This window comes from Paenibacillus sp. 01T431, assembly GCF_056398625.1.
This window is the reverse complement of record NZ_JBFTPT010000001.1, coordinates 366,798-392,853: the sequence shown is the minus strand read 5'-3', so window position 1 is coordinate 392,853 and position 26,056 is coordinate 366,798. Positions and strand designations below refer to the sequence as shown.

Annotated in this window: 20 protein-coding genes; 2 read left to right on the top strand and 18 right to left on the bottom strand. The window is 44.6% G+C overall.

The features are described 5' to 3' along the window. Positions 1–45: 45 nt before the first annotated feature. The 7 genes from AC1DM9_RS01685 to AC1DM9_RS01655 form a co-directional block, all read right to left on the bottom strand. A complete protein-coding gene (locus tag AC1DM9_RS01685; protein WP_477578180.1) occupies positions 46–2,493 on the bottom strand; it encodes a glycoside hydrolase family 2 protein in 2,448 nt (815 codons plus the stop codon). A gap of 40 nt (positions 2,494–2,533) precedes the next feature. Further along, positions 2,534–4,306: a glycoside hydrolase family 35 protein gene (locus tag AC1DM9_RS01680; RefSeq protein ID WP_441882619.1), complete on the bottom strand. Its 1,773-nt coding sequence runs from the start codon at positions 4,304–4,306 to the stop codon at positions 2,534–2,536. A 210-nt stretch (positions 4,307–4,516) separates the two neighbouring features. Then, on the bottom strand, positions 4,517–10,201 hold the full coding sequence (locus tag AC1DM9_RS01675) for a discoidin domain-containing protein (RefSeq protein ID WP_477578178.1): 5,685 nt from the start codon (positions 10,199–10,201) through the stop codon (positions 4,517–4,519). A gap of 693 nt (positions 10,202–10,894) precedes the next feature. Next, complete coding sequence (locus AC1DM9_RS01670) at positions 10,895–12,253, bottom strand: hypothetical protein (protein ID WP_477510896.1); 1,359 nt, start codon at positions 12,251–12,253, stop codon at positions 10,895–10,897. Between the two features lie 25 nt (positions 12,254–12,278). Beyond that, positions 12,279–13,049 (bottom strand): DODA-type extradiol aromatic ring-opening family dioxygenase, encoded by a 771-nt coding sequence (locus tag AC1DM9_RS01665; protein WP_477510897.1) that lies wholly within the window; start codon positions 13,047–13,049, stop codon positions 12,279–12,281. A 6-nt stretch (positions 13,050–13,055) separates the two neighbouring features. Further along, the gene (locus AC1DM9_RS01660; RefSeq protein ID WP_477578175.1) at positions 13,056–13,715 is read right to left on the bottom strand and encodes an alpha/beta hydrolase; all 660 of its coding nucleotides are present in this window, start codon (positions 13,713–13,715) and stop codon (positions 13,056–13,058) included. Between the two features lie 23 nt (positions 13,716–13,738). Then, complete coding sequence (locus tag AC1DM9_RS01655) at positions 13,739–14,140, bottom strand: DoxX family protein (RefSeq protein WP_477510899.1); 402 nt, start codon at positions 14,138–14,140, stop codon at positions 13,739–13,741. Positions 14,141–14,282: 142 nt separating this feature from the next. Between AC1DM9_RS01655 and AC1DM9_RS01650 the strand changes: the two genes are divergently transcribed. Next, the gene (locus tag AC1DM9_RS01650; RefSeq protein ID WP_477510900.1) at positions 14,283–14,834 is read left to right on the top strand and encodes a helix-turn-helix domain-containing protein; all 552 of its coding nucleotides are present in this window, start codon (positions 14,283–14,285) and stop codon (positions 14,832–14,834) included. A gap of 158 nt (positions 14,835–14,992) precedes the next feature. Here AC1DM9_RS01650 and AC1DM9_RS01645 read toward each other — a convergent pair whose 3' ends face one another. The 11 genes from AC1DM9_RS01645 to coxB all read right to left on the bottom strand — a co-directional run bounded on the left by AC1DM9_RS01645 (position 14,993) and on the right by coxB (position 24,938). Further along, positions 14,993–16,342, bottom strand: a complete 1,350-nt coding sequence (locus AC1DM9_RS01645) for an ABC transporter permease (RefSeq protein WP_441882632.1) — start codon at positions 16,340–16,342, stop codon at positions 14,993–14,995. Further along, on the bottom strand, positions 16,302–17,204 hold the full coding sequence (locus AC1DM9_RS01640; protein WP_076267143.1) for an ABC transporter ATP-binding protein: 903 nt from the start codon (positions 17,202–17,204) through the stop codon (positions 16,302–16,304). The genes AC1DM9_RS01645 and AC1DM9_RS01640 overlap by 41 nt, the downstream gene beginning before the upstream one ends. Positions 17,205–17,221: 17 nt before the next feature. After that, entirely contained in the window at positions 17,222–18,139 is a 918-nt protein-coding gene (locus AC1DM9_RS01635; protein ID WP_477527750.1) for an ABC transporter ATP-binding protein, read from the bottom strand. 12 nt (positions 18,140–18,151) lie between these two features. Then, positions 18,152–18,538: a GntR family transcriptional regulator gene (locus AC1DM9_RS01630; RefSeq protein WP_441882636.1), complete on the bottom strand. Its 387-nt coding sequence runs from the start codon at positions 18,536–18,538 to the stop codon at positions 18,152–18,154. A 29-nt stretch (positions 18,539–18,567) separates the two neighbouring features. Beyond that, complete coding sequence (locus tag AC1DM9_RS01625; RefSeq protein WP_441882638.1) at positions 18,568–19,293, bottom strand: hypothetical protein; 726 nt, start codon at positions 19,291–19,293, stop codon at positions 18,568–18,570. A gap of 250 nt (positions 19,294–19,543) precedes the next feature. Further along, on the bottom strand, positions 19,544–20,005 hold the full coding sequence (locus tag AC1DM9_RS01620) for a DUF420 domain-containing protein (protein WP_339204859.1): 462 nt from the start codon (positions 20,003–20,005) through the stop codon (positions 19,544–19,546). A 35-nt stretch (positions 20,006–20,040) separates the two neighbouring features. Further along, positions 20,041–20,937: a cytochrome c oxidase assembly factor CtaG gene (gene ctaG, locus AC1DM9_RS01615; RefSeq protein ID WP_441882640.1), complete on the bottom strand. Its 897-nt coding sequence runs from the start codon at positions 20,935–20,937 to the stop codon at positions 20,041–20,043. A gap of 91 nt (positions 20,938–21,028) precedes the next feature. Next, the gene (locus AC1DM9_RS01610) at positions 21,029–21,346 is read right to left on the bottom strand and encodes a cytochrome C oxidase subunit IV family protein (protein ID WP_076267149.1); all 318 of its coding nucleotides are present in this window, start codon (positions 21,344–21,346) and stop codon (positions 21,029–21,031) included. A 3-nt stretch (positions 21,347–21,349) separates the two neighbouring features. After that, positions 21,350–21,967: a cytochrome (ubi)quinol oxidase subunit III gene (locus AC1DM9_RS01605; RefSeq protein ID WP_054023103.1), complete on the bottom strand. Its 618-nt coding sequence runs from the start codon at positions 21,965–21,967 to the stop codon at positions 21,350–21,352. Then, complete coding sequence (gene ctaD / locus AC1DM9_RS01600; protein WP_076267396.1) at positions 21,964–23,811, bottom strand: cytochrome c oxidase subunit I; 1,848 nt, start codon at positions 23,809–23,811, stop codon at positions 21,964–21,966. The genes AC1DM9_RS01605 and ctaD overlap by 4 nt, the downstream gene beginning before the upstream one ends. Positions 23,812–23,885: 74 nt before the next feature. Further along, a complete protein-coding gene (coxB, locus tag AC1DM9_RS01595) occupies positions 23,886–24,938 on the bottom strand; it encodes a cytochrome c oxidase subunit II (RefSeq protein WP_076267151.1) in 1,053 nt (350 codons plus the stop codon). A 368-nt stretch (positions 24,939–25,306) separates the two neighbouring features. Here coxB and AC1DM9_RS01590 point away from each other — a divergent pair, with 368 nt between their 5' ends. Beyond that, positions 25,307–26,035: a YhcN/YlaJ family sporulation lipoprotein gene (locus tag AC1DM9_RS01590; protein WP_477510902.1), complete on the top strand. Its 729-nt coding sequence runs from the start codon at positions 25,307–25,309 to the stop codon at positions 26,033–26,035. The last annotated feature ends 21 nt before the right edge of the window (positions 26,036–26,056 follow it).

Below are 26,056 nucleotides of genomic sequence, written 5' to 3'. Positions count from 1 at the left end.
GCACTCTTAAGACAATGTTAGTCAACAATAAAAGTTTCTTGTTCTTTATACACTTGCAAGCTTGACCGAGGAAGGCTTTAAACCTTTAGAATAAGCCTTCACTTTGATTTCCCCAGGCGTCTCCCGCGACTGAAGCAGCACAGTTGCGATGCCAGCTTCCGCCCTTACGGGGTTCTCGCCGACGATGACTGCAGGACCGTCAATTTCAAACCAAACCTCATGGCAGGAGGGGGACACCACGGTCCCGTTCGCGTCTTTGATTTCGGCGTAGACAAAGATAAAGTCGCATCCGTCGGCTGTAAGCTTTCTCCCGCTCTCGTCAATGCGGATGGAAAGCATCTCAGGCTCCAGTGGAGTATGCACGACGCATACAGCAGCTTCCCTGCCGTCTATTCGCCCGATTGCCTTTAATTCTCCGGGCTCGTACGCTACATTGGTAAATGTGAACGGAGCTTGCGTCAAATTTCGGCAGTTTCCTCCGTCATGCGGATAAACCTTCATGTCACCAGCATCCGTTTTCCCATGCACGCCTGCTTGATTCCCTTTATGCTGTTCTTCATCCGTAAGCCAATAGTCCACTTCGTAGCCTGTCACACGTTCTCCGTATTCCGTATCCGGACCATGATCAGCTTTTCTCACACTGACTGATTTCCCGTTTACAAATAACTCGACCTCGCTGCAATTTGAAAATACGACAACCTTCGTCGGCGAGATGCGTTCCGTCCAATAATTCGCAATGTAGACCATCGGTCCGCTTTCCACATGTTCATGAGCGATTTCCGCTCTTCGTTGACTCTGGTAAAAATAGTAAACCATTTTAGGCAGACGGAACGTGTCGAGGGCCCCGCATTCCGCCAGCCTTGGATAACAACCGCGGTTATGGTCGATGCCAACCCACGAGGCGTCCCCGAGCGACCATCGGTTACCGCGGTTCCGGTTCAGCGACCATTGATAATTCCAGGCTTGCAATAGCAGCTTCTGTTCTCCGGCGCCGCGCGGTACCCTGCTTGTACTCTCATGGCCGCCGAACTCGTAATCTCCGTATTCTCTATCGAACCCCCCTTTCTCGGGCAGCACCTCTTCCAGTGGACGCGACAATGTTTCGTCTTTCCATAGTGTATAGGGCACATCAAAGTTGACGTAAGCCGGATTTATTCGTCCGATCGTGTCTCCAGAAGTAAACATTTGATCTCCCGGATATTCTTCATGGGCAATCAGATGGCATTCGTGAAAAAATTCGTCCGTCGCCCCTTTCCTGCCGGGATACGTTTCATTCAGGCTGACCTCCCACATGATCACGCACGGACGGTTCCGGTCGCGGCGGATCATATCACGTATGTTTTGCCGGACAAGATCCAGAAACTCTCCTTCCTCGCAGTACTGCCAGCCCGGCACCGGTTCGACGACCATCAGCCCGAGTTCGTCGCAGGCGTCAAGAAAAGCAGGCGCCTGGGGGTAATGGCCAAGCCTGACGAAATTGAATCCCGCCTCCTTCAGCTTCTTCGCATCGCGGTAATGTGCGTTATTCGAAGCTGCATTTCCGATATATGGATATTGCTGGTGGCGGTTCGTCCCCCTGATGACCAGCCTTTCATCATTTATTACAAAGCCGCCTTCTTTACTGAACGAAATCTTGCGTATTCCGGTTCGGGTGCGAATCTCATCCACCGTTTGGCCGTTTTCGAGGATTTCCGTTTGCAGGGTATACAAATAAGGGTTGTCCGGATGCCAGAGATGAGGCCTCGTTATCGTTAGCATTTGAACGAACGTATGCGCTCCGCCGGCTAAAACGGTCTCCACCGAACTTTCTTCCGATTCTACTTGCCGCCCCTGTTTATCCAAGAGTGTTGTCACGATTTTCACTTTCTTCATCGCTTCATGCTCATTAATCACATGGGTCAGAGCTTCGACCGTCGCCGATGCTTGCGAGACGTCGGCGTATTTGACGAAGATCCCGCCTCCCGCAGGTTTTCCGGTATAAACGGCATCCGTGACATGGAGCTTATCCGTGACATGAAGGTGCACGTTGCGGTAAAGTCCGCCGAAATAGGAAAAATCCAGACTTTCCAGCGGCTTTCCCGGAGGTATGGCTCCGTTGTTCCGGTTGTCGAGTCGTACGGCAATTACATTGACCGCCTCGAAATCGACATCGTCGGTGATGTCGATCGTAAACGGCAAATAACCGCCTTTATGATTCAGCTTGAGCCTGCCATTGACCCATACAGATGCCTCATGCATGGCCGCTTCGAATTCCACAAAGAGCTTCTTTCCCCTGTCTGCTTCGTCCAAAGCAAATTGCTTGCGATACCAGCATATCCCTTGAAAATGCAAGTCCGCATGCAGCGTTTCAATTTTTGGCGTATGAGGCAGATAGACGGTTTCCCAGCTTTCGTCTGAATGACGCTTCTGCTGTGCTCCACATACGTCCTCACTAATAAACTTCCAGTTCCTATTGAAATTCATTGTTTTTCTGCAGCCATTCAAATGTCTCAATGATCAATAAGCCTCCCAAATTTGATTATAAAAAATTTGTTTAACCTAACTCGGCATAATCTTGCAGGGTAACGATTGTGTTTTTCGTTCCATGCAGTTCAAATATGATGAGTTCATTGTCACCGATACGCAAGAGCGGAGCAGGGATATATAATGTTTTTTGCGGACCAATCTCCCAATAACGGCCGAGATTGAACCCATTGATATAAGCAACTCCCTTCGTCCAACCTTCCATATTCAAAAAAGTATCACCGATTTCATCCAAGTGAATAACACCTTTATAGAAGGTAGGGGTAAAGGCCTCGTTTGTCTGTACTTCCCGGAATATTAGCTCCGATACATTGTTCAGAGGAAGCGTATGAATCGTCCAGTCATAAAGGAACTGCTGGCCCAGGCGAACGCCTTCCGTAATTCCTTTTGGATCCTTCATCCCGTAACCATAATTAATTCGTCCTAGGTTTTCCACTAGGATGCTGAGTGTTGCACCTTCTGAAGGAATGTCTAAAACGATATCGATATCTGATATATTCGGTGTTATATCATGTGTGTTTCGTTCAATCACTCCTTGATAAATACCGTCAAGGAAGATCAATGCGCGATCACGTACCTCCTGTATCGTTAATTTCATTTGCGATATAGGACCAACAATGTTAGTCGTATATAAAATGAAGCCATAGTCCTGATCAAGCCGCTCCATTGTTTCCGGACATGTGCTTTGAACCGGAGTCGACAACAAATTAAGCGAATCAAACAACCGCACATGTTCCATTAAGCGGACTTCACCGTAATGCTTCTTCGGCACAGGACGTGGTAGTTCTATCTCAGCAATTTCGGTATATTTCGATAAAACTTCACGAACTGCAATATATTTGTCCGTGATATCTCCTGATTCATCCAATAACACATCGTAATCATAGCTAGTCACCGTCGAATCATATTTACCCGAATAATTCGCACCGTTATAGAATCCGAAATTCGTCCCGCCGTGGAACATATAAAAGTTAACAGAAGCTCCTACCTTCAACATTTGATCCAGTACTTCCGCAACATCTTCATGCTTTCGCAAATGGTGTTCATGGCCCCAAGAATCAAACCATCCGTTCCAAAATTCCATACATACAAGCGGTTTATCCGGTTGATATTCCTGCAGCTTTCCAAAAGCCTCTTCAGGCCGCGACCCAAAGTTGACTGTGGCTAACACGTCTGGAAGGAGAGTCCCCCCTTGTAGATTGCTGTCGGTATACCCGTCCGATGTGAATAATAAGACATCCATTCCACGTTTAATCATCGCTTGCTCCAAATATTTCAAATACTTCTTATCATTGCCGTAACTTCCGTATTCATTTTCGATTTGCATCGCAATAATCGGCCCGCCATTCGTACATAGAAGTGGCAAGAATTTAGCCAATAGCTCATTGTAATAAGCATCGATTTTTTCCAAATAGGGTTGATGAAAACAACGTAAGCGCATATTTTCTTCCTTAAGCAGCCAAGATGGCAATCCTCCGAATTCCCACTCCGCACATATATACGGACTTGGGCGTACGATAACGAATAATCCCTGCTCATCCGCTATCTGTATAAAGCGAACGACGTCAGCAATGCCACTAAAGTTGAATTCCCCTTCCCTTGGCTCGTGTAAATTCCATGGAATGTAAATTTCTACTGTATTAAATCCACAAGCTTTTAATTTAATTAGTCTGTCCTGCCAATATTCCGGCACAATACGAAAATAATGTATGGCTCCAGATAGAATACGAATAGGCTCCCCGTTATAAACAAATTGATTTCCTTCGATTGTAAAAGTAGACATAGCTTCTGCTCCTTCTTTCTTGATTAGTCATGTTGTCAGCTTAACAAGTACCCCTTCTTTAGAAAACAATGAAGAATAAACAATCCTCAAAAAAACATAACAATATCAACTATTTTTTTTAGATATTTCTCAGAATTATAACGATCTCACTATAAAAGCAAAAAAAGAGGGGAAGCATATAGCTCCCCCAAAACAATGTTCGATGTTATTTTATTGCAAGATCGCTTTTGCTACGATTGCAAGGTCTTCGATACCAACCTTACCGTCTTTATTGACATCCGCATTCACATTCCAACCCGCTTGACCTTGTTGTGTGCCATAAGCCGCTGCAACAATAGCCAAATCTCCAATCGAGACGCCGCCTTTACCATCGACATTTGCGTTTATCTTCTTGTTATTAAACGCTTGAATGGCTGCTTCCAATGCGCCTTTCGCATTATCCACTTGCGCTTGAGAAGCATTCGAATCGCTTGCTGTCACATTAGCCGCATGGATAGCTGACTGTAATAGCGCTTTGGATCCAACCACATACTGGCCGTCCGCATTTCCTTCCACTGCAGCATCGTACTTCGCCTCAGCACTTGCAATCAGTGCATTTAGCAATGATTTATCCACGCTTTCCACGATTTGAATATCATGGTTGCTTCCTCTGATCTGCAGTTCATGCCCCTGTGCGTTAGCAATCGCAACATGATCGACAGAAATCGTCGTAGAGGTTGCCTGCGTTCCAGATTTGGCGGTAAATGCGAATGCAAGGACATCCCCTTGAGCATTCACTCCTTGGTTTTCGTTCACGCTAGCAGCCAAAATCCGGACTTGTCCCGGTACTTTTTCCTCATGATCGATGACTTTAAAACCGTCTTTTAATGAAGTAACCGATTCAAACTGTAAATGTGCCGGATCATAGTGAAGCGTCAAATCTTGAGCATACACTTGCTTGTATACACTATCCGTAACGCCAGACAATCCCATCTTCAGATTGAATGCTTGGTCAGCGTTCACCTTAACTGGCCCGGTTATAACCGATTGCGGCACTTCTACTGATTCCAGTAATACATTGATTTCAGCAGCCGATGCGTAACCACCAACGCCTGCTGTTGCTTCAAGCTTGACATATGATGCTTTTGTCGAAGTAAATGATGCGTATTTCTCCTTGTTGTCGTTTGCCCAATCTCCATTTGCAACTTTGGTAAAAGATACTCCATCCTCACTGACATACACGTTATAGCTTGTAATATTTCCGTTGCTGCCTGATTGCCTTGGTAAATACGCAAGTCTATTGATTTGGTGAGTTCCACCCAGATTTAAGATAATCGATTGGGGAAGAACGCCGGATTTATCCCACTTTGTATGCCAAAACGTTTGTGGGTTTCCATCAACCGCCAACGAGGCTGCATTGTTCTCACCAGCCGTTTCCTGACTTGCCGCCGTTGCCGTCATTTGTGACTGAGGAACACTATTGCTAGCTACATTTATTGTCAAAGGGCGACTTACAACGGTCACCCCTTCTAAAGTAACCTTTACCGCAACAGTTGCTATAAACCCAACGCCAAAATCGCCTTTAACAATGATCGTGTTACTGCCGTCAACAACAGATAACCTTGCATCGCTAAATTGATATTCTACAGCTGCCTTTGATAGATCGACCGTCTCTCCAGTACTTAATATGCCATTAATAGTAGACACGATTGGATCATTCGGTTTAATAGTCGTTTTATTCAGAGTGAAGTCCATTTTCTCTAAATAAGGAGCCATGTAGATTTCCTTTTGCTCATTAACAAAAAGATACGTAACTTTGTCAATCGAACGTCCATCTATTTGCACTCGAATGTTAATCTTTGCCATGCCTTCTGAAACAGCGGTCAACAGGTTGGATTCGTCCACCGTAATCACATCCTGGTTTTCGCTTGTCACTGTGATCTTCGCATCTTTAATATCAATCGGTTCACCCTTACCCGTAAAAGCCGCAATGTCATATTTACCTGTAGCAGCATTCACCGGTTTATACTCATAATCGAAACGATCAAATAATCCGGACTTATCCACTCCGTTTATTGCCACTTCAAGCAAATCAATCGTTGACCCGTTTGAACCATTTTCAAATTGTAATCTAACGTATTGAGCTCCCGCTCCCGTGTTTATTACATATTGATTGTAGAATCCAAAATAAGCAGAGCCCGTCGGGCCGTTAACGGTGCTGACATCGTTCCAGTCCACGCCATCAGCACTCGTTTGAATTTTTATTGTTTTAGGCGTATTGATGTATTTTTGTTCTAAAGAATTGAAGTTAAGATTGATACTAGCAATCTCGGAGATTGTCGGCAGCTTAAATTGAATCCAAGACTTCTCATTTGCTGGTACCGACCATTTGGCCCCGTCAAAATGAATACCGTCAATTGTTTTCCCATCAACTAATTGACTCACAGCATCTTGATCATGACTAGCTGTAATTTCAGCGGCCCCTGCAAGGTTATCATGCGGCAGCAGGTCCATGAATACTTTATTTGTTGTAAATGTTTGACCGTCTAAAGTTACATCCGCCCAAACGACTCCGCGTGTAAGTTTCTCTACGAACGGCGCAATAATTTCATTTTTCTTAAATGTAAACGTATCTACTTCTTTGATCGCCACGGGATTATAGTTATTACCCGCTTTTAAATCAATAGTACCCCCATGCCATGTAATATCTGCTGTATCAAGCCCGATCGCTCCGCCTTTAGCTGATCTGCCTTCTATTTCATAGCGTAGGCTTTTCAGTAAATTAAACTCACCATAGGCTTCTTTACCCTCAATCAACAAAGTCGCACCAATCATGCTCTCGCCAACATAAACGACTCCATCTTTAACGGTTACTTTTAAGATGTCCTCTTTCGTTACACCCTCATAAGCAGCACTTACGGTGATGGAAGTTGTTCCATTTGATACTGGAGTCACAATTCCGTTCGTATCGACCGCAGCTATTGCTGGATCTGCACTGCGATAAGTTAAATCTGAAAGCTGGGCTTTCAGCGCCGGGAATGTCATATATCCCTCAGCGTTGATTTTAAGTGAGGAAGGCGTTAACTGCTCCCCTGTTGCTTTTACATCCGTAAGCGTATAGTTTCGTGCAGGATTGTCGGTTACAATCTTAATGATCGTATCAATCTGATCCTCTTGAACGTTAGCAAGATTGATTGTCAAGCTGTCCTCATTTTGTTCAAACGATGTGACCGGGACATTCTCGTTCAACCATGTCACGGATGTCACCTTATCTTTAACCGGACGAATGGTCAAAGACTTTCCTGCAATGGCGTCAAACCCTTTTTTGCTGTCGGGTCCTTTCATTACATGCAGATACACATTGTTGTCTCTATACGTTGCATATCCCCATTGTGGTCCTGTAGTGCTGTTTGCTAAAGCAAATTTTTCATAATTGCCTTTTCCATCATCTTCATAGCCATAGCCTGAGAGGAAATATGGCGTTGTACCCGTTGTTGCCTCGTGTCTTTCCGGCTTGCCCTCAGGCGCAAACCATCTTGCCAAGCTTTCTCTCACATCAATGTATTCCTGCTCTGCTTTAGGATATCTTGTCGCAATTTCCTCAGGAGAGTTCCAATTGGGTCCGCGGCTATCTACCGGCGTCTGATCATTATTATCCACATAACCTCTGCCGACATTCATGACCATTTCCTTGATAACTTGCCTGTAGTCATCTCGTATACCGTAATAGGGAGATTGTGCATTTTTTGTGTGAATCATTTTCCATGGTTCCATAATCGTACGTTTTAAAAGATGATTTGCAGCGCCATTACTGTAAATACCAGACGCTTCTTCGGTTCTTAAATCAGGGTCTCCATACTCATCGCCCCATGCATTGGAGTTTATAATAATATCATCGCTATAATTGCGTACAACACTGTATATCACATCAAAATTGGCGTTTGGTATCCCTTGCGGTCCATCAAAATAAATATAATCAGGCGTATACCGTCCAATCAAATCGGTCAGATTCTGCACATAGACGTCCGTCGTGTAGTATGGAATCCCTCCGCCATAATATAAACCGAATTTCATTCCATGACGTTTTACGGCCAGTTCAAACGGTTTCAATCCATCTACTACTTTGCCGTTTGCGTCTTTTGGAAGATACATATGCCTCTCATGTTTTGGATCCGCAAACTTGGACGGCCAAAGATAAGCTTGTTGTACCGATTCAACCGAAACTAATGAATGCCCTTGACGTTTCGCTCTTTCCGCCCATAAGTCGGCAGAGAAATTCGGGTCAACAAAGTACTGGTAAATTGGGGCAGCATGAGTTAAAGCGCCCACACGCCCTTCTTCAAACCATTTATTAGGACGTTCCTTTACTGTAATCGTCATATTCTTGCTAGCCGTATTTCCATTTCCATCCTTTACTTGTATCGTAAAGTTATAATCTCCTGGTTTCGTATTGATACTAATGATGCCTTTGCTGCTATTTAAATCGACATTTCCATTCACTAATCCATCTGCGATTGTGCCATCGGCATTTAATTCCAAGCCGTCCGGCAGTTTGCCCTCTACGATACTCCAAGTATAACCGGGAGTTCCCCCGCCCGCCATAAATTGGAAGGATGATGCCGCTAAGCCGTATTTCTTATTCCCTTTCGATTTATTCCATACATATGGCCATTCCTTGTAGCCAATCGGCATGGTTTGGGTTGGAAGCGGAGTTTTAATGGCATCCTCGGTTGAGAGTCCTTGCGTGACGATATTTAGAGCTTCCGTTTCGCCTTCAACCGAAGAAATAAGTCCATTGATTTTATTGCCATTTTGGTCAGTGACTCTCCCATAAAACCCAAGGTACGCTGCGCTGTCATCAAATCCTAACGGGACATTATTTGAATTCACATCTTCTGTATACGTATGCTTGATTTGAATCATCAGTTTATTCCAACCCTGCTTTAACAGGACTGCTTGTTTGGTCAAATCCTTTTGTACTTCTACTGGTACAGTCGGTGCGGTCAAAGTTTTATCGTTTACATAAATGCGATATGAACCGCTGGCACCTACATTAAAATACGCTTGTTGTGCTATCGGACTGTATATGTACGTGTGAGCATACACATATTTGTTTCTTGTGTCGACACCTTTTTTGACCGTATAGTAACCGTATAAGTCTTGATAATCATCATAGTTTCTGTTATAAATTCGATCATCAAAGTACTCCCACTTATTACTTTCACCGTCAGAACTTAATGAATCGCCAATATTGGGAGTGATCGCAGTCGTTGGCTCTCCGCCTGTCACTGCCGGATTGTTATAAACTTCTATTTCTGAGAGGCCGGTAATTGTTGGATAAGGTGTGCGTCCCTTATCTATTTCAACCTTCATTTGAACCACATTCTTAAGTCCGGATGATAATGCATACACAGTTGGTTCGGATGGGTTAGAAGATGTACTTTTAACCTCTCCCGATTCTACTTTGCTGCCGTCTTCAAGAGTGAACGTAAGATGATACCCATTGTTTACGTGACGCCCATCGCCCCATTGCGCTATTTTCAGTTCATTGATTGCAATAGGTGTACTCCATTTTAGATTTACCCATGGGCTAGAGTCTCTTTCTGTCACCCATTGCTTTTTTTTGTCTCCATCAACCAAATTTGATACAGGGTTTACTGCAAGCGTTGACGACGATGCTGTTATTTCTGATGCCAACGGCGCATAATTTACATTTTCACCCACTTCAGTCCCGTAAATCTTGTCCACTACTGGCGCATCAAATGGACCAGTTACCAGCCACGAATTTATAAAAGGCGCATTACCTGTCACTTGCTGTGCATTTACTCTCGTATTTGAGAATACAAACGTAAATGTTGTCATAATCATTGCAGCTGCCAATGTTACAGAAGTGATTTTTTTGAATCTGTTCATCATTAATACCTTTCCTCCCAATTCTGAATTTCTCCGCTTATGAACCTGAAACAAAAAGCATATTGTCGAAACAGTAGTTGAGGTATTCCTAGCAGAGTAAGGCGTAGCCATTCGCAGGATAACATGACAACGCTTTCTTTTTTAATCATGTTTAATGGTTGCTCATTCGAGAACCCCTCTCTTACGAGCCGTTCGCTATTCTCCGTTCATTGATCTGTTTTTGCTTCTCGGCGATAATATCATCCGCACCAGCTGATCGACCTCCCCTTCTCTTCAAAAGACTCCATTGTTGCTTATTTCTATTTCACAGTAGCTGATAAAAAAAGTGTTGAAAACATAAAAAAGTGTATTTTCCTTTGATAAATCATCATTGCAGCTCTCTAAAAAAGATAATTCTCTCTAAATTTTGATTTTCAAAAAAAAACAAAGATTGCACTCGCATCCTTCTATGATTTAACGGCTCCAAGACGTCTATTTAGGGAGATTTTTCAAAGAGGCAACAGGAAAATCAGTTGCCGAACACAAAACAGGTACCCATACACTCGACACTTTAAAAAAAGTGTTTAGCGTATGGGTACCTGTTTTAGTCGTTTAAAAAGCATTTTGGCATGTCCTTGAGTGAATACAGACTGCAGCTAGGGCAAGAAATAGATCATGAAAATGATATGTCAGTTCAATATTAGCTTGTTTTTTGTTCTAATACCTCACCACAACCATTAAAAAAATGATCAAACTGAGCGCCATACAGCCGGCGAACTTGTAATTCGGTGCAGCTATCTCAAACACTGATTTCTTTAGTAAACCGGACAGCAAGTTGTTTACAGCCGAAGCCGGCGAGATGGGATTAGACAAAGCCCAGCTTCCAAGCAGCAGCACCGCAAAATAAGTTGGGCTGATTTGCACGCTCACGGGATCAATGGCTCCAGCGAGCATAGTCACTGGCACGATTGGATGGAGACCAATTATTGAAGTGCTTGCAATCAAAAGAACGGTTAATATCGTGAATGTGAAGGAAATCGGCATTGGAACAAACTCAAGCAAATTCGGAACCTTTGAGCCGAAGTTTGTAATCCCAATTGCGCCACTGAAAAAGCCAGCGGCCAGAAAAAGCGTAATCTCTTTCTGCAAAGCCGGCAAAGTGATTGTTATATGATTTATAATTCCTTCTCTGTATATATTCATGGTCCCCTTTATAATGCACCAGAACAAAGGGAAAGCTACTGCAGCCATACAGATTAATAAGACCATTGGCAGCTTGATCATACGTTCCATAGTTAAGATGACAATTATGGCGCCTATTAAATACATGCCGAGTCCAACTGGAAAATTCGAGTTCTCCTTTTTGTCTACTGCCTCTTCAAATTCATCTAGACTAGCGTTACGCAATTCCCGAAAATCGACTGCCCAGCTTATGCCGAGGCTAAGAATGGCGAGTCCAAGCATATAGGGCAGAACGGACGACCAGGACAGTCCTAACGTTGAAGTCACTAGTGTCATGGCAGCGAAATAAGGTGACCAGAGAATCGCTCCCGCAAAACCTCGGTTGAGCGCATTTGCAAGCAAACGGCTCATCCCTGGCTGCGGTTTAATAAAGACCATTTGATAAACAACCGGTATCGAACCTACGTTGATAAATACGCCCATAATTTGAGTGAGCAGCTGCGTTCCCAAGAATAGAGCGGCCTTGCTGTGCAGGTTAGCTTCGTAAAACCGCTTCAAGGCCTTAACGTATTCAGGAATACGAACTGGAATTCCGAACAACGGAGCGAATAGGAAAAGCGTTACAATGGTCACGTTTATTCCAGCCGACTCGAACCAAATCCTAGCATTTGCTTTCTGCAGCGCAAGAAGTACAACTCCAATAGTCACAAAGAAAATCGTGAGCCAAAACGTCATCCCCTTCAGTTTTGGCAACAGCAAGGCGATTGCAGAAAACACCAATCCACCAAGCAGAAAGACCAGCATCTCAAGCTGCGCCGCCTGCAACGCAATATACACAGCGGCAATAGAAAATATTATTATTCTCTCCGCTGCCGTCTTAAATGCGGATGTCATCCGATCCGCCCTCTTTCATTTCATCTTAATTGAATTGCCAGCAGCTTAAGCTTAGGTTACCGTATTGGTAGCTGCGATGAAGAAGTTTTGCGTTGCGGTTGACGTCACCTGCTCCCATGGCGAGAAGAAGCGGAATGAAGTGCTCACTTGTCGGTACGGCCTCTTGGGCATGGGGAGCGAGCTCACGGTATTGAAACAGGGCTTCGGTATCCCATGACTCCAGCTTACTTTGAATCCAGTTGTCGAATTGTTCCCCCCACTCATCAATTCCCTCCGACCGCCAGTTCAATTTCCGTAAATTATGAACGGTCCCACCGCTTCCGATGATAAGAACATCCTGCTCGCGGAGTTCCGCTAATGCCTTGCCGATTTGATACTGCCTTTCATTAGATAAATAACGATTTACGGATAGCGCTACGACCGGAATATCTGCATCCGGATACAGTAGTTTTAGAACAGCCCATGCCCCGTGGTCCAAACCTCTTTTTTCATTTTGAACGTTCTCAACACCATGCTTTGTAAACAAGTTTTGAATCTGATCTACTAACGATCGGTCACTTTGTGCCGGATAAGTCATCTGGTAAAGCTCATCTTGGAACCCGCCAAAATCATAAATGGTTTCATAAGTTTCTGCAGCGCTAACCGTCTGTATCGATTCCTCCCAATGAGCGGAGAAGAGAACGATAGCTTTTGGTCTTGGTGTGTGCTCTTTAAATTGCTTAAGCAACATTGTATATTCGTTATCATCGAGCACGATTGATGGTGCACCGTGCGCGAAAAAATAGGATGGCATCATGTGATCTCACTCCTTATTTATGTTTAATTCGACATCCTTCTTCATCCACTTCATAAAATCATGCTGGTTCTCTTCAGATACGCCATGGTCGGTCGGATATAGTTTGAAAGTTAAGCGCTCCGTCTGGTCTTTTAAATAGGCAGCTGTCTCGTGGCCGATACGAACCGGGAATACGGAGTCGAATTCCCCATGCGAGACAAATATGGAAACATCCTTAGCACTTCGAAGTGAATACTCCGTTTTCACAAACTCAGGAATATATCCATTCAACGCTACGATTCCCTTTAATTGATCTCCCATTGTAAGTGCAAGCGTCATGGACAGGATTGCACCTTGGCTAAAGCCGAGCAAATAACGTTTGTCAGGATCGATTGGATACTCCTCAGTCGCATAATGAATGAATGCTTCGAGATCTGTAACCGCTTGGTCATACATCTCTCGAATAGGGTTTCCTAGGCTTTTCAAATCGTAATATTGGAATCCCGTACCAAGCGGCAAATTACCGCGAACCCCAATGATGATGAACTCTTCAGCCAATGGAGCAACCAAACCGAACATATTTCGTTCATTTGATCCTTTGCCGTGGAAGGTGAAGATCGTCGGATATTTCTTTCCTTGCTCTAGTTTAACCGGTAAGTGAACGTCATATTGATATTTCGGATTCATCTTAGTTTCCTCCATGCTGTAAGTTATTCACTGCGCTTGCTCATAATAAAACGGTCAACAGAGAACGGTGATCGATCGGCAACAACCAGATACAACGAGACCAAGATGAATCCAAGATCCAGCTCATAACCAGCCATTTGACCGTTACCAAGAAGTCCAGCCGATAATTTCGCGGTTATAATTGCACCGATGAGTATGATGACAAACAATCCTGCTACATAACGAGTAAACAACCCCAAGATCAACAATATACCGCCGATAAGTTCAAGCGCTGCAACAACATAAGCTAAAACTCCCGGAATGCCTATGGAACTGAACCAAGCTTCTACATTGCTTATTCCCTGAAACTTATCCACTCCGTGAAATATAAATATGATGCCCAACACCACACGCATGATTATGGAAACAAAAGCTGTTTTAGTCATTCTTTTTCCCTCCAAAAATATTAGTAATAGAAATATATTTTCTATAGGTGTAATTTAAAACGATTTACATTGACTTGTCAACACAAATATTGATAATATAAAATTAAATTTAGTATTACAAATATTCTAGAGGTGTGATTAGATGGATATTGGCTCCACTATACGAGCGATCCGGAAGCGAAAAAATATCACAATCGCTCAAATATGCGAAACAACCGGCCTGTCTCAAGGATTTATGAGTCAGGTTGAAACGAATAAGACCTCACCGTCCATCTCAACATTAGAAAGTATAGCTCAAGCACTTAAAGTGCCACTTGCCTACTTGCTTCTAAAGAAAGAAGAGCGAATGAGAATTGTTCGGAAAGACGAACGGACAATCACTACAAGCGGTTCAGAAAATCTAAAAGTCGAACACTTGAGTTCCACAAAAAACGTACGGATGATGATTATAGAGTTTCCTCCTGGTTCTACGACTGGCAATACTCCTCATGCTCATGAAGGCGAGGAGGTCCATGTGGTCATTAAAGGGAGAATTTACGCGGAACAAGGGGAAGATAAGGCTGAATTTGGAGAAGGTGATTCCTTTAGTTGGAATGCATGTACGCCACATTTAGTAAGAAATATAGGTGAAGATAAGGCAATCGTGCTGATCTCCATCTATAAAGAGAATGAAAATGAAAATGAGAATGGATAGGACCTCATCTAACTAAGCAAAAAACCCACAATCGAGCCAGATAGGCCGAATGTGGGTTTTTTCAATAACTTTTGAATACCTTTATTAGGTAAATTCGAAGCAGATGGAATTTCCAACGATTTTAGGCAACCGCAATCAGATGGAACCAAGAACTACTCCTAAATCTTATACGCCTTCATAGCCTTGCGGATTTCTTTCAAGCTAGGGCGTTTGCCGTACATGAGTACGCCGGTGCGGTAGATCTTAGCGGAGATGTAGACCGCCGCGTAGATCGAGACGAGCAAGATGCCGAAAGAGAGAAGCGTCTGCCACATCGGCACTTCCGTCAGCCCAAGGCGGAGCAGCATGACGAATGGCGAGAAGACCGGAATGTACGACGTCACCTTCACGAGCATGCTGTCCGGCGCGCTTATGCTAAAGATTGCGATGTAGAAGCCCGCCAGAGAGACGAATGTCAGCGGCATGACCGCTTGACCCAGGTCTTCCGTCCGGCTTACGATCGAACCGACCGCCGCATACAGCGTCGCGAACAGGAAGAAGCCCGTCAGGAAGAACAGCAGCGCGTAGATGAGCAGAATCGGATCAACGAGCGACAAGTCGATGTCGAGATTGCCTAATGCCCCTTTGTTATGCGGCATGGATATGTTCGTCAGAATGACGGCTAAGTAGAATGTGACCTGCACAATGACGACGACGAACATGCCGAATATTTTGCCGAACATTTGCTTCAGCGGCGATACGCTCGTAATGAGGATTTCCATGACGCGCGAGCTTTTCTCCGCCGTAATCTCCGACGCGATCATGTTGCCGGAGGTCATGATTGCCATGAACAGGAAGATAATCATGACATAGATGACGCCCATGTTGACGCCTTGCTCCGCCGGTGTTCTGCCCGTGTTGCCGCTGCCCGAACCCTCGCCGGTATAAATCTGAACGGTGCCGATCTTGATCGGAGCCGATAGCTGCGCCATTTGCTCTGCCGAAAGGCCTGCATCTTGGAGCACGTTCGTTTGGCGAATTTGCAAAAGCGCTCCCTGTATTGATTCCGTCATGCCGAATTCCATCAGCTTCTCGGACTTGTAAGTCATTTCCGGGAAACCGCTGTCCGTCATATCGCCGAACTCAAGGTAGCCTTTGATTTCCCCTTCATCGATAGCTTTTTTCAGCTGCTTCTCGTTTGCCGAGGCATCGCCTTTGTCCTCAAGAGGAACCATCACGATGTTCGAATTTTCTTGTTTCTCGTAGTACGCCTTCAAGCTGTCGCCTGTTGCCGTGCCGCTCGCCGCTTGTTCGCTCTGCGACTGGATATAGCCGATATTTGTTACTTTGTCGCCTTTATCAAACTGTGCAATGATATAAGGAAGATTAATGCCGATGCTGATAATTAACGCGATAATCAACGTAGTAATTACGAAAGCTTTGCCTTTGACCTTATTCCGGATCGTAAACCCTACTACCGTCCAGAAACTATTCATGACGATCACCCACCATTCGGATAAAGATTTCATTTAGCGTCGGTTCCTTAATTTCGAAATGATTCACGTTCGCCTGCTCCATCGCCAAACGCAGAATGTCAGCACCCGCCGCTTCGTAGGAGATCGCAATGTCGTAGCCGCGCTCCGTGCGTGTGACGCCGGTTACGCCAGCCAGCCGATCGAGTCCGCTAATTTCTTTGTCAGTGCCAAGGATGACACGTTCTCTCGGAAATTGTTTTTTTATTTCCTTCAAGCTGCCCTTCAAGACCGTGTTCGATCGATGCAAAATCGTAATGTTGCGGCACAGCTCCTCGACATGCTCCATCCGGTGCGTCGAGAACAGGATGCTCGAGCCGGAGTCGCGCAGCTCCTTCACCGTCGACTTCAACAATTCGACGTTGACGGGGTCAAGTCCGCTGAACGCTTCGTCCATGACGACGATGCGTGGTTTGTGGTTGACAGCCGCGATGAATTGAATCTTCTGCTGGTTCCCCTTCGACAGCTCTTCGACCTTCTTGTTGTAATATTCCGGCACCTCGAACCTCTCCAGCCACTGCTTAAGGTTGCGGTCGGCATCCGCTTTCGACATTCCTCTGAGCTGCGACAGATAGATGATCTGATCGCTGACCTTCACCTTCGGATACAGCCCGCGCTCCTCCGGCAAATACCCGAGCAGGCTAAGTTGCTCATTGCTGTAAGGCTTTCCGTTGTAGAGAATCCGCCCTTCGTCCGGATAGATCAAGCCGAGCACCATCCGCATCGTCGTTGTTTTGCCGGCGCCGTTGGCCCCGAGCAGGCCGTAAATCTCGCCCTCGCTTACCTCCAAGCTAATTTCGTTTACTGCTGTTTTATCCCCGTATTGCTTAACTACCTTTTCTACTATTAATGGATTCATTTCATTACTCCCCTCTACTAGTTCATTCTTGTATTTAATCTATCTTGTGTAAGCAAAGCATTCATAATCTCATCCAGCTCAAGTGCCTGCCTGCTTACAATCTGATAGCCTTCCTCAGCACACCATGCTTCAGCTTCTGCAGCCTGATTTGTCGCAATTCGATAGGTCGTTCCACCTGCATGCTCAACAACGGTTTGACCTGGGATTAACGCTGCTTTCTTCGGAGTCAGATCCGCTCCACTTACAAATAACGTAAACCAACTGCTGAATAGCTCATCCTTCTCGTACATGCCAAGCACTCTGCCTTGAGCCATAAATATGATAAAATCAGCAAGTCGTTTCACCTCTTCTATGATATGGGAGGTCATAAGAATGGTACGATCTCCTCGATCCATGTACCGATGAAGCACCTCAATCATCGTTTTCCATGCAAGCGGATCAAGCCCTGAGGAAGGCTCGTCGAGCAGGAGCAGCTCCGGATTATGTGTTAGGGCTAGTGCAAATTCAAATTTGCGGCGCATCCCCTTCGACATTTTGCCTAGCAGCTGATTATCATCGACCTCAAGAATGCGAAGCAGCTCCCGATAACGATTCACATCCCATTTGTCATACCAGAAACGATGAAACTCAGCTTTCTCCGTCCCCTTCATGTTGTCCTCATGCGAGGAGGATTGATCATGCAGGTAACCAATTCGTTTTTTAACCTCTGTGCTGAGACCATTCTCCACTTGCTCTCCAAGCAGCTGAATGGTGCCCTCATCCGCTTTATCCAGATCAAGCATTAAGCGAAAGGTGGAGCTCTTACCGCATCCGTTCGGCCCAACAATGGCAGTGATGTAACCCTGTGGAATACTCATATGGACCGGCCCTAGTTTGAAGCTCGCACGATTTTGCACAACGCCGTTTAATTGTATCGCCATCGTCTCATTCATCATATGTCCCATCCTTTAATCAAAATGCTTACTCATCGCTTCTTTAAACATCTTCTGCAGCTCTTCCTCTGTGCACTGAACCCGCTTGCCGGCTACAACTGCCAGCTCTAGCGCTTCAATAACAGAAGCAAGACGATGCCGGTCACGTTCCTGATCACCAACCTGTGCCACATAAGTGCCAGTTCCTTGCCTTGTTCGGAGCAGCCCTTCCGCTTCCAAATCGTTATATACTCTTTTTACTGTAATCACGCTGCACTTAACGGTTTGGGCAAGCTCGCGTATCGATGGCAGCAGCATCCCTTCCGAAAGTTGACCGCTGACGATTAATGCTCGCAATTGTACTTCGATCTGATGATAAAGCGGCTCTGCACTTTGTTCATTAATTTGGATCGGCAGCCGCATGAGGTTCACCTTCTTCCATTCTCAAATATCTATGCTCTGTAGGTTCTTTTCTCCAGCCGATTTTCAATTCGTTTAACGCCGAGGAACACAGCAGCAACACCAATAGTTACGGTTATGATTGGCAGCCACCAACTGCCGTTCTCGATTGCATGCAGCGAACTTGAAACAATATTTCCAATATCCAGAAAGGCTAGACTGATTGAAAAGATAAGCAGAAAAGCGAGATAAGTGATGTTGAAGAAAAAATATGTTTTTCCTGAATGCCCCAACTCCCAGTATACATAACCAGTCCCCATTGTCAGTGAATAGCCAAACCAGCTTGCTCCATATAACACGAAGCTTAAGGCTGAAATATCAACGCCCATATTCCGTGCAATGATAAATTGCAATAAGAAGAAAACAAGTTGAGCAGCAAACAATACGATAGCCAGCTGAATGATTCTCCCTAGTGCAATTTGTTTCGATGAAATCGGCAGCGTTCTCCATTGTGCGATCTTCCTCGTATAGGAATTCTCTTTCCAGGAACGCATCATTGTCTTATTAGCAATGAACCCTAGAACAGGCAGAATCGAAAGGTAAATGAAATCGAGTGACCAGTTTCCGAATGGGCCATTTTCCCCTATGAAGCCATCCCGCATTAAAGGAACGGTGAATAACAATAGATATCCGATAAAAAATAATGTAAAAAGACTTTTCCAACGATCTTTAGCCAGCTCATGCTTCGCTAAATACCATGCACCCTTCCATAACCCCACAGCATTTGCTCCCTTCAATCGCTTAGCGAATATACTGTATATATCCTTATACACAGTATATTCAGTGTATACACAGTTGTCAAGTACTTCCATAAAAAGATTTTTGGAGGAGAATTCCCTTCTACGGTAAATACTCCTGCACAATGGCAATCCCCCTATTTACAAGCCAATCACTTCTGCATAAACATAAAAAAAGCCATGTTCTCAAAAGAGTAGTCTCTTTTGAAAACATGGCTTACACATTGTCGTTCTATCCGAAAATAGCATCAATAACGGGTTTCGTATGGCCGCCTGGGTACATAAGGTAAAGCAATACGTACACCGCTGTGCCTGTAATAGCTGTAATAAACCAAACCACTGAAGTTACTTTACCCCATTTGCGATGTTTGGCAAATTTCTTCTTATAACCAAGCGTTAGTGTTGTAATTCCGAATGCGCCGCCAACTGTAGCAAGCACGATATGAAACAATAAGAAGACAAAATAGTAAGGCTTTAAGCTGTCTGGGCCGCCCCAGATTGTATTTCCCACGAAAATCGAACGCGATACATATACGATAAAGAAGATCGTTGCTGACACTGCTGCATAGAACATAACCTTCTGATGCTCCGCCAGCCTGCGCTTAATCGCGAGCCTCCAGCCTACGGCTACCAGCACCGCACTAAGCACGATGAAGAAAGTACTGATTGTCGGTACAATATTATATTTGTCCACTTTTACCCCACCTAATGTTCGTTAAATAATTGGTATTAAGCTGTTCCTGTATTCGTATTCGGCAATTCATCGTCCTTATGCTCACGCTTGAACCATTGCTTGAATATATACGCCAATATAATGCCATACATAATTTCCTGCACGAACTTCATGACGATTCCGCCAAGCTGCTGGTCTTCAACTACGTCCATAATATTAAAAAATTGCGGACCGCTAAAGCTCTCCAGCAAACGACTCGGATCACCCGATACACAGTACCCCATCGCTGTAACCCAAACATTAGGATCGCTATAAATCGCATACATAGACGTTTTGGCAAAAATAATTAAAGCACAAGCTGGTGTCAGAAGCATGCCGTTCGCAAACACATAAGCCATTCTCTTCACATCGCTAAGTCTGCTCCACTCCGGAACAGGTGAGGCAATCTGCCACCACATCATAAACGACGTTACAAGCAAAATAAAATAATAAAGACGATGCACAGAGAAGTGCGTCATCACATAGTCATGGACAATTGGGACATGATAAACCGAGAACAAAATATTAAACAACAAAAGACAAATAATAGGATGCATCATGAAGCTCAGTTTTTTCCAAAACGGAGCGGAGAACATTTTTCGCCATAAGAAGCTTGGAACTCCAAGCAATACTAGCGGCGGTACAACTAAATAAGATACTGACATATTGACCATATGAAATGTAAACATAAGGTGACCTAATAGATTTAAAGGTCCTCCGTGAACCATATAAAACATAATTGCAGCCGAAACAAACATAAACTTCTGAAGCTTTGTCGCTGCATCAGCCTCAGGAGCATTCTTCTCACGCCATGGTCCAATTAAGTAGTAATATAGAATGACAATTGCGGCCATTCCGAATAGAAACATGGGGGTCCACAATTCCTCGAAGCGAAAATATTGTAAGCCAAGCATCGTGGAAACTCCTTTCAATTACGCTAGCTTTTTTACAAAAGAGGAGGGACCCAAGCCTCGGGACCCTCCTCTCCTCCAATAGTTAAATCGGTTACCACCAAGCCCAGTATTCAGCCATAATGACACATGTGAAGACGATGAATACACCAGTCAAAATCCCAATAATTGCGAAAGTATGACCACGGTCTTTCATGTGCATCCAGAATGCCATTTGTACGAACACTTGCAATACCGCTAAGCCGATCAAAATGATGTAGATAAAATCTTTGTTGATTTCTCCGCTTATTACAGTCGCGAATGCGATGAACGTAAGCAAGATCGAGAAAATAAACGCGATAATATGCTTCTTAGGTCCTTCGACCTTATGACGCTTGGGGCTTTCCTCAGTGGCTGTATGATTGCTTGCCATGGATTAAACCACCTTTCCCATCAAGTAAACGACGGTGAAAATGAATACCCATACAACATCGATAAAGTGCCAGTACATACCAGCTACATATACCTTAGGTGCTGTTACTACAGTCAATCCTTTTCTTGCTAATTGAATAATAATCAATGTGATCCATGTAATACCGAAAGCAACGTGTGCTCCGTGGAAACCTACCAGCGTATAGAACGAGGAGCTGAATGCGCTCGTTGTAAAGCCGTGGCCTTCATGTACATAATGATAGAACTCATAAATTTCAAGAGCAAGGAAACCTGCGCCAAGTATGACCGTAATAATCAGCCAATTAATTAACGCCTTCACTCTGTTTGTATGCAGCGCATGAACAGCGAACACGCTTGTTAAGCTTGACGTAAGCAAAAGTGCTGTCGCAAGCGCAACGAGTGGAAGCTGGAACAATTCATGTGCTGGCGGTCCATCAAGGACTTGATTCCGTAGTGCTAGGAACGCTGAGAACAACGTTCCGAACAATACAGTTTCTCCGCCAAGGAAAAGCCAAAAGCCTAATACTTTATTGCGTCCCTCGAGGGTCGCCTTTTCGGGCTCATGAGGCAATTGCCCCTCTACATGCGAATGCGCACTCATGCTTTACCCCCCATATCTCTAAGGATTTCTTCTTCTTCAATGTGGAAGCCGTGATCATCGATTACGGAACGAAGGAACATGCAACCGAACAAGATCAGCAAACCAACAATACCGAGAGCATAACCTGATTTGAATGATCCAAACAAGTTGCCCCAATCTTTAGCGTACATGAAACCTAAACCTGCGATAAACAATCCAAATCCCATGAAGAAAGGCAGGATCGAAGGAGAAGGCATATGAATTGGACCAATTGGCTCCGCAGGCGTCATGCCTTTGTGACCGTCCGTTTTTTCTTTCCAGTATGCATCATAGCCGCGTACAAGCGGTGTTTGAGCAAAGTTGTATTCAGGAGGTGGAGATGGAATCGTCCACTCTAGAGTACGACCGTCTTCCCATGGATCAGCTGGTGCATTTTGTGGTTTGAAAGCTGTGATAACAACGTTCAGCAAGAAGAAAATTGTACCAAAGCCCATCAAGAATGCGCCTACTGTACTGATCATGTTCATTTCGTTGAAACCAAGACCGTCGAGATATGTCCAAATACGACGAGGCATACCTAGCAAGCCAAGGAAATGTTGAATAAAGAATGTTAAGTGGAAGCCAATAAAGAATGTCCAGAACGTCAATTTACCAAGTGTTTCATTCAGCATGCGTCCGAACATTTTTGGCCACCAGTAGTGAAGGCCTGAGAAAATACCCAGTACCAAACCACCTACGATAACATAGTGGAAATGCGCTACGACAAAATAAGAATCATGATATTGGAAGTCAGCAGGTGCTGCTGCCAGCATGACGCCGGTAACGCCGCCCATTACGAAGGTTGGTATAAATCCGACAGCGAACAAGTTAGCTGTCGTGAATTTAATGGAACCGCCCCACATCGTAAATAGCCAGTTGAAAATTTTGATACCTGTTGGAACCGCGATAAGCATCGTTGCAATGGAGAACAGCGCATTCGCAACTGGTCCTAGACCAACCGTGAACATGTGATGCGCCCAAACCATGAAGCCCAAGAAGCCGATCAGGATTGTAGCGAATACCATCGAGCTGTAACCGAACAAACGCTTACGTGAGAATGTACTTATTACCTCGGAAATAACGCCGAAGGCCGGCAAGATGAGGATATAAACCTCAGGATGCCCGAATATCCAGAAAATATGCTCCCATAGGACCGCGTTACCGCCGCCTGAAGGATCAAAGAAATTTGCATCAAACAATCTGTCGAACATGAGTGCCGCTAGACCAACTGCCAAAGCAGGGAATGCGAACAGGATTAGCGCCGAAGTAATGAACGCTGCCCATGTGAACATCGGCATACGCATGAACGTCATGCCTGGAGCACGCATGTTAATAATCGTTACGAGGAAGTTAATACCCCCGATAAGTGTTCCGATACCCGCTATTTGCAAACCTAGTACATAATAGTCAACGCCGTGATCGCCGTTATAGGTCGTCCCCGCGAGCGGTGCATATGATGTCCAGCCTGCATCTGGAGCGCCGCCAGTAAACCAGCTCACGTTAAGCAAAATACCGCCGAACAAGAATGTCCAGAAGCCTAATGAGTTAACGAAAGGGAAAGCTACGTCGCGCGCGCCGATTTGAAGCGGTATAACCGCATTCATTAAGGCGAATAAAAGCGGCATCGCTGCAAGGAAGATCATCGTCGTTCCGTGCATGGTTAAAAGCTCATTATATGTATCCGCGCTAACAAAGTTATTTAGCGGCTTCCACAATTGAACCCGAATCAAAATCGCTTCCAAACCACCGACAAGGAAGAAAAAACCGCCGGCAATCATATACAATATTCCGATTTTTTTATGGTCAACCGTAGTCAGCCAGTCCATTAGACCGCTGTAACGTTTGACCTTATGCGTATGCGCATGAGCCAAAGTAGGTACCTCCTTCAATCACCGATAAATTATTGTTCGTAGTTAAGCTTCAATTCAGATAAGTATTTAGCAATACCTTCAATCTCTTGTTCAGTCAAATCTTCGATTTTACCCATTTGGTTGCCCGGTTTAACTTCGTCCGGGTTTTTGATCCAACGGTGCAAGTTGTCGTATACTGAACCTTCATTGGAATATTGCGGATCATCGGTGTTAACAAGTATACCCCCGACAGTCTCACGGCTTCCGATACCTGTCAAGTTAGGATAAGCAGGTCCGCCCAAATCACCCACTGCGTGGCAAGATAGACATTTGCTTTCAAATGCTTTAGCAATTGCCGGATCGCTTGGAAGCGCTACAGGTTCTTTAAGTGCAGCTACCCAACGATCAAATGACGACTCGTCCACTGATTTAACTTTAAAGTCCATCAAACCATGTGAAGGTCCGCAAAGCTCAGCACATTTACCCAGGTAAACGCCTTCTTTTGGTGCAGAGAAGTACATTTTATTTACGTTTGCACCAGGGTTGGTATCGATTTTCCCAGCAAGCGATGGAATCCAGAATGAGTGAAGCACATCTGCGGATTTCGCTGTGATGGAGATCGTTTTACCTTTTGGAATAATAAGCTCTTGTGCTGTCTTGATTCCGTAAGCTGGGTATTCAAACTCCCACCAGTATTGGTGTGAAGTAACGATGACCTGAACCGCTTCCGGATCTTTGCTGTAGTCTTTAGCAAGATTAAATACGGATTGAACGGTTGGTACACCCAAAATGATAAGCATGATGATTGGAATTACTGTCCAAATAATCTCAAGCTTATGATTTCCTTCCACCTGCTTAGGAATTGTTTTGTCTCCCGGACGTCTGCGGAAACGAATAATTACAAACAAAGAAATCGCAAATACGGCAACAATCACGATCAACATGATTCCTATTGCCAGCTTCATCAGCCCGAATTGTTCTTCCGCTACAGGTCCCTGAGGATTCAGCGTCGACAAATCGCTCCGCCCGCAAGCCGCTAGTACTAGCACCATCATGGCCATAAGCGGCGCAAGCCGTTTTACAAATCGCCACCGTTTCATCATTAATCAACCCCACTTTTGACGTTTTCGCAGCTGCCTAATTTTCACGTGGCATACGGCTGGCTGCGTGTTTCACAGATGTTATTACAACTCCTGCAACTTAAATCACTTTATTAAATATAAAGTTGAAGCCCCTATTTGTCAATGTTCCACAGAGAGTTCACAAATTGTTCTCAAAGCTGTCAAATTCGCATCATTACTGCGTTTTTTCGCATGATAAACTGTCTTGTTTAGCCCGTCTGCATGGCATTCTCTCTATCCTACATTGTGCACCAAACCCATGGTCAATTATGTATGCTTGCAAAAACGTATAATTACGGAGCCACGGCAAAAACTAAAGTCATTATCGTATGAATGGGGGTCCGTTCTTTATGGTTAAACGAATTGCCGCATTGCTGTTGTCGGCAGTCATGATAACAACTTCAGCCGGCTGTGCCTACAAACAGTATGCTCAGCAAAGCGACACCGATTATGGAAGCCGTCAAGCTAACGATCCGAAGATGCTCGGCGGCAGAGCTTATGGGCCGACTACGAACAATGCTGACCAGCATAATAATTCATTTTTTGAATACAGCTCCGTCATCTCACGCAAAGTAACTGATCTAAACGGCATAGCTTCCGCAATCGTTATGCTGACAGACAAAAATGCTTATGTCGGTTTAATGCTTGATTGGACCGCAGTTGGTACTCGGAATTCAGGCGGCAAAAGCGAGCAAGACAATACAGGTACTAGTGATGGCGTATATAACCATGATACAGGCAGTCCGTATGGCAACAGCAAGATCCTTGTATCACCGTACAACTCCTATTTCTCAGTCAACGATGTTAATGATTTGTCGGATGAACTTAAGCAGACTGTCGCTCTTAGAGTTCGCGAGCTGGCTCCAGCTGTACAAGAAGTTCATATTTCAGCCAATATGGAGTTCGTAAATTACTTCAACGATTTTGCCAAGGAAGCATGGGGCGGACGATCCTTAATGCCACATATCGATAAATTCAATACCGTAGTGAAATATCATTTTGCCGGTGGAAAGGATATGCCCCCTCCTATTACACAACCGGGCACCTATAGCCCCTCCGAGACCCAAATGAATCATTAAAAAAAAATCGCTTCTATTATA

Excerpts from the sequence above, each read along its gene's own strand:
- AC1DM9_RS01680 (WP_441882619.1), bottom strand. The coding sequence starts at position 4,306 with ATGTCTACTTTTACAATCGAAGGAAATCAATTTGTTTATAACGGGGAG.
- AC1DM9_RS01675 (WP_477578178.1), bottom strand. The coding sequence starts at position 10,201 with ATGATGAACAGATTCAAAAAAATCACTTCTGTAACATTGGCAGCTGCA.
- AC1DM9_RS01670 (WP_477510896.1), bottom strand. The coding sequence starts at position 12,253 with ATGACATCCGCATTTAAGACGGCAGCGGAGAGAATAATAATATTTTCT.
- AC1DM9_RS01665 (WP_477510897.1), bottom strand. The coding sequence starts at position 13,049 with ATGATGCCATCCTATTTTTTCGCGCACGGTGCACCATCAATCGTGCTC.
- AC1DM9_RS01660 (WP_477578175.1), bottom strand. The coding sequence starts at position 13,715 with ATGAATCCGAAATATCAATATGACGTTCACTTACCGGTTAAACTAGAG.
- AC1DM9_RS01655 (WP_477510899.1), bottom strand. The coding sequence starts at position 14,140 with ATGACTAAAACAGCTTTTGTTTCCATAATCATGCGTGTGGTGTTGGGC.
- AC1DM9_RS01650 (WP_477510900.1), top strand. The coding sequence starts at position 14,283 with ATGGATATTGGCTCCACTATACGAGCGATCCGGAAGCGAAAAAATATC.
- AC1DM9_RS01645 (WP_441882632.1), bottom strand. The coding sequence starts at position 16,342 with ATGAAATCTTTATCCGAATGGTGGGTGATCGTCATGAATAGTTTCTGG.
- AC1DM9_RS01640 (WP_076267143.1), bottom strand. The coding sequence starts at position 17,204 with ATGAATCCATTAATAGTAGAAAAGGTAGTTAAGCAATACGGGGATAAA.
- AC1DM9_RS01635 (WP_477527750.1), bottom strand. The coding sequence starts at position 18,139 with ATGATGAATGAGACGATGGCGATACAATTAAACGGCGTTGTGCAAAAT.
- AC1DM9_RS01630 (WP_441882636.1), bottom strand. The coding sequence starts at position 18,538 with ATGCGGCTGCCGATCCAAATTAATGAACAAAGTGCAGAGCCGCTTTAT.
- ctaG (WP_441882640.1), bottom strand. The coding sequence starts at position 20,937 with ATGCTTGGCTTACAATATTTTCGCTTCGAGGAATTGTGGACCCCCATG.
- AC1DM9_RS01610 (WP_076267149.1), bottom strand. The coding sequence starts at position 21,346 with ATGGCAAGCAATCATACAGCCACTGAGGAAAGCCCCAAGCGTCATAAG.
- AC1DM9_RS01605 (WP_054023103.1), bottom strand. The coding sequence starts at position 21,967 with ATGAGTGCGCATTCGCATGTAGAGGGGCAATTGCCTCATGAGCCCGAA.
- ctaD (WP_076267396.1), bottom strand. The coding sequence starts at position 23,811 with ATGGACTGGCTGACTACGGTTGACCATAAAAAAATCGGAATATTGTAT.
- coxB (WP_076267151.1), bottom strand. The coding sequence starts at position 24,938 with ATGATGAAACGGTGGCGATTTGTAAAACGGCTTGCGCCGCTTATGGCC.
- AC1DM9_RS01590 (WP_477510902.1), top strand. The coding sequence starts at position 25,307 with ATGGTTAAACGAATTGCCGCATTGCTGTTGTCGGCAGTCATGATAACA.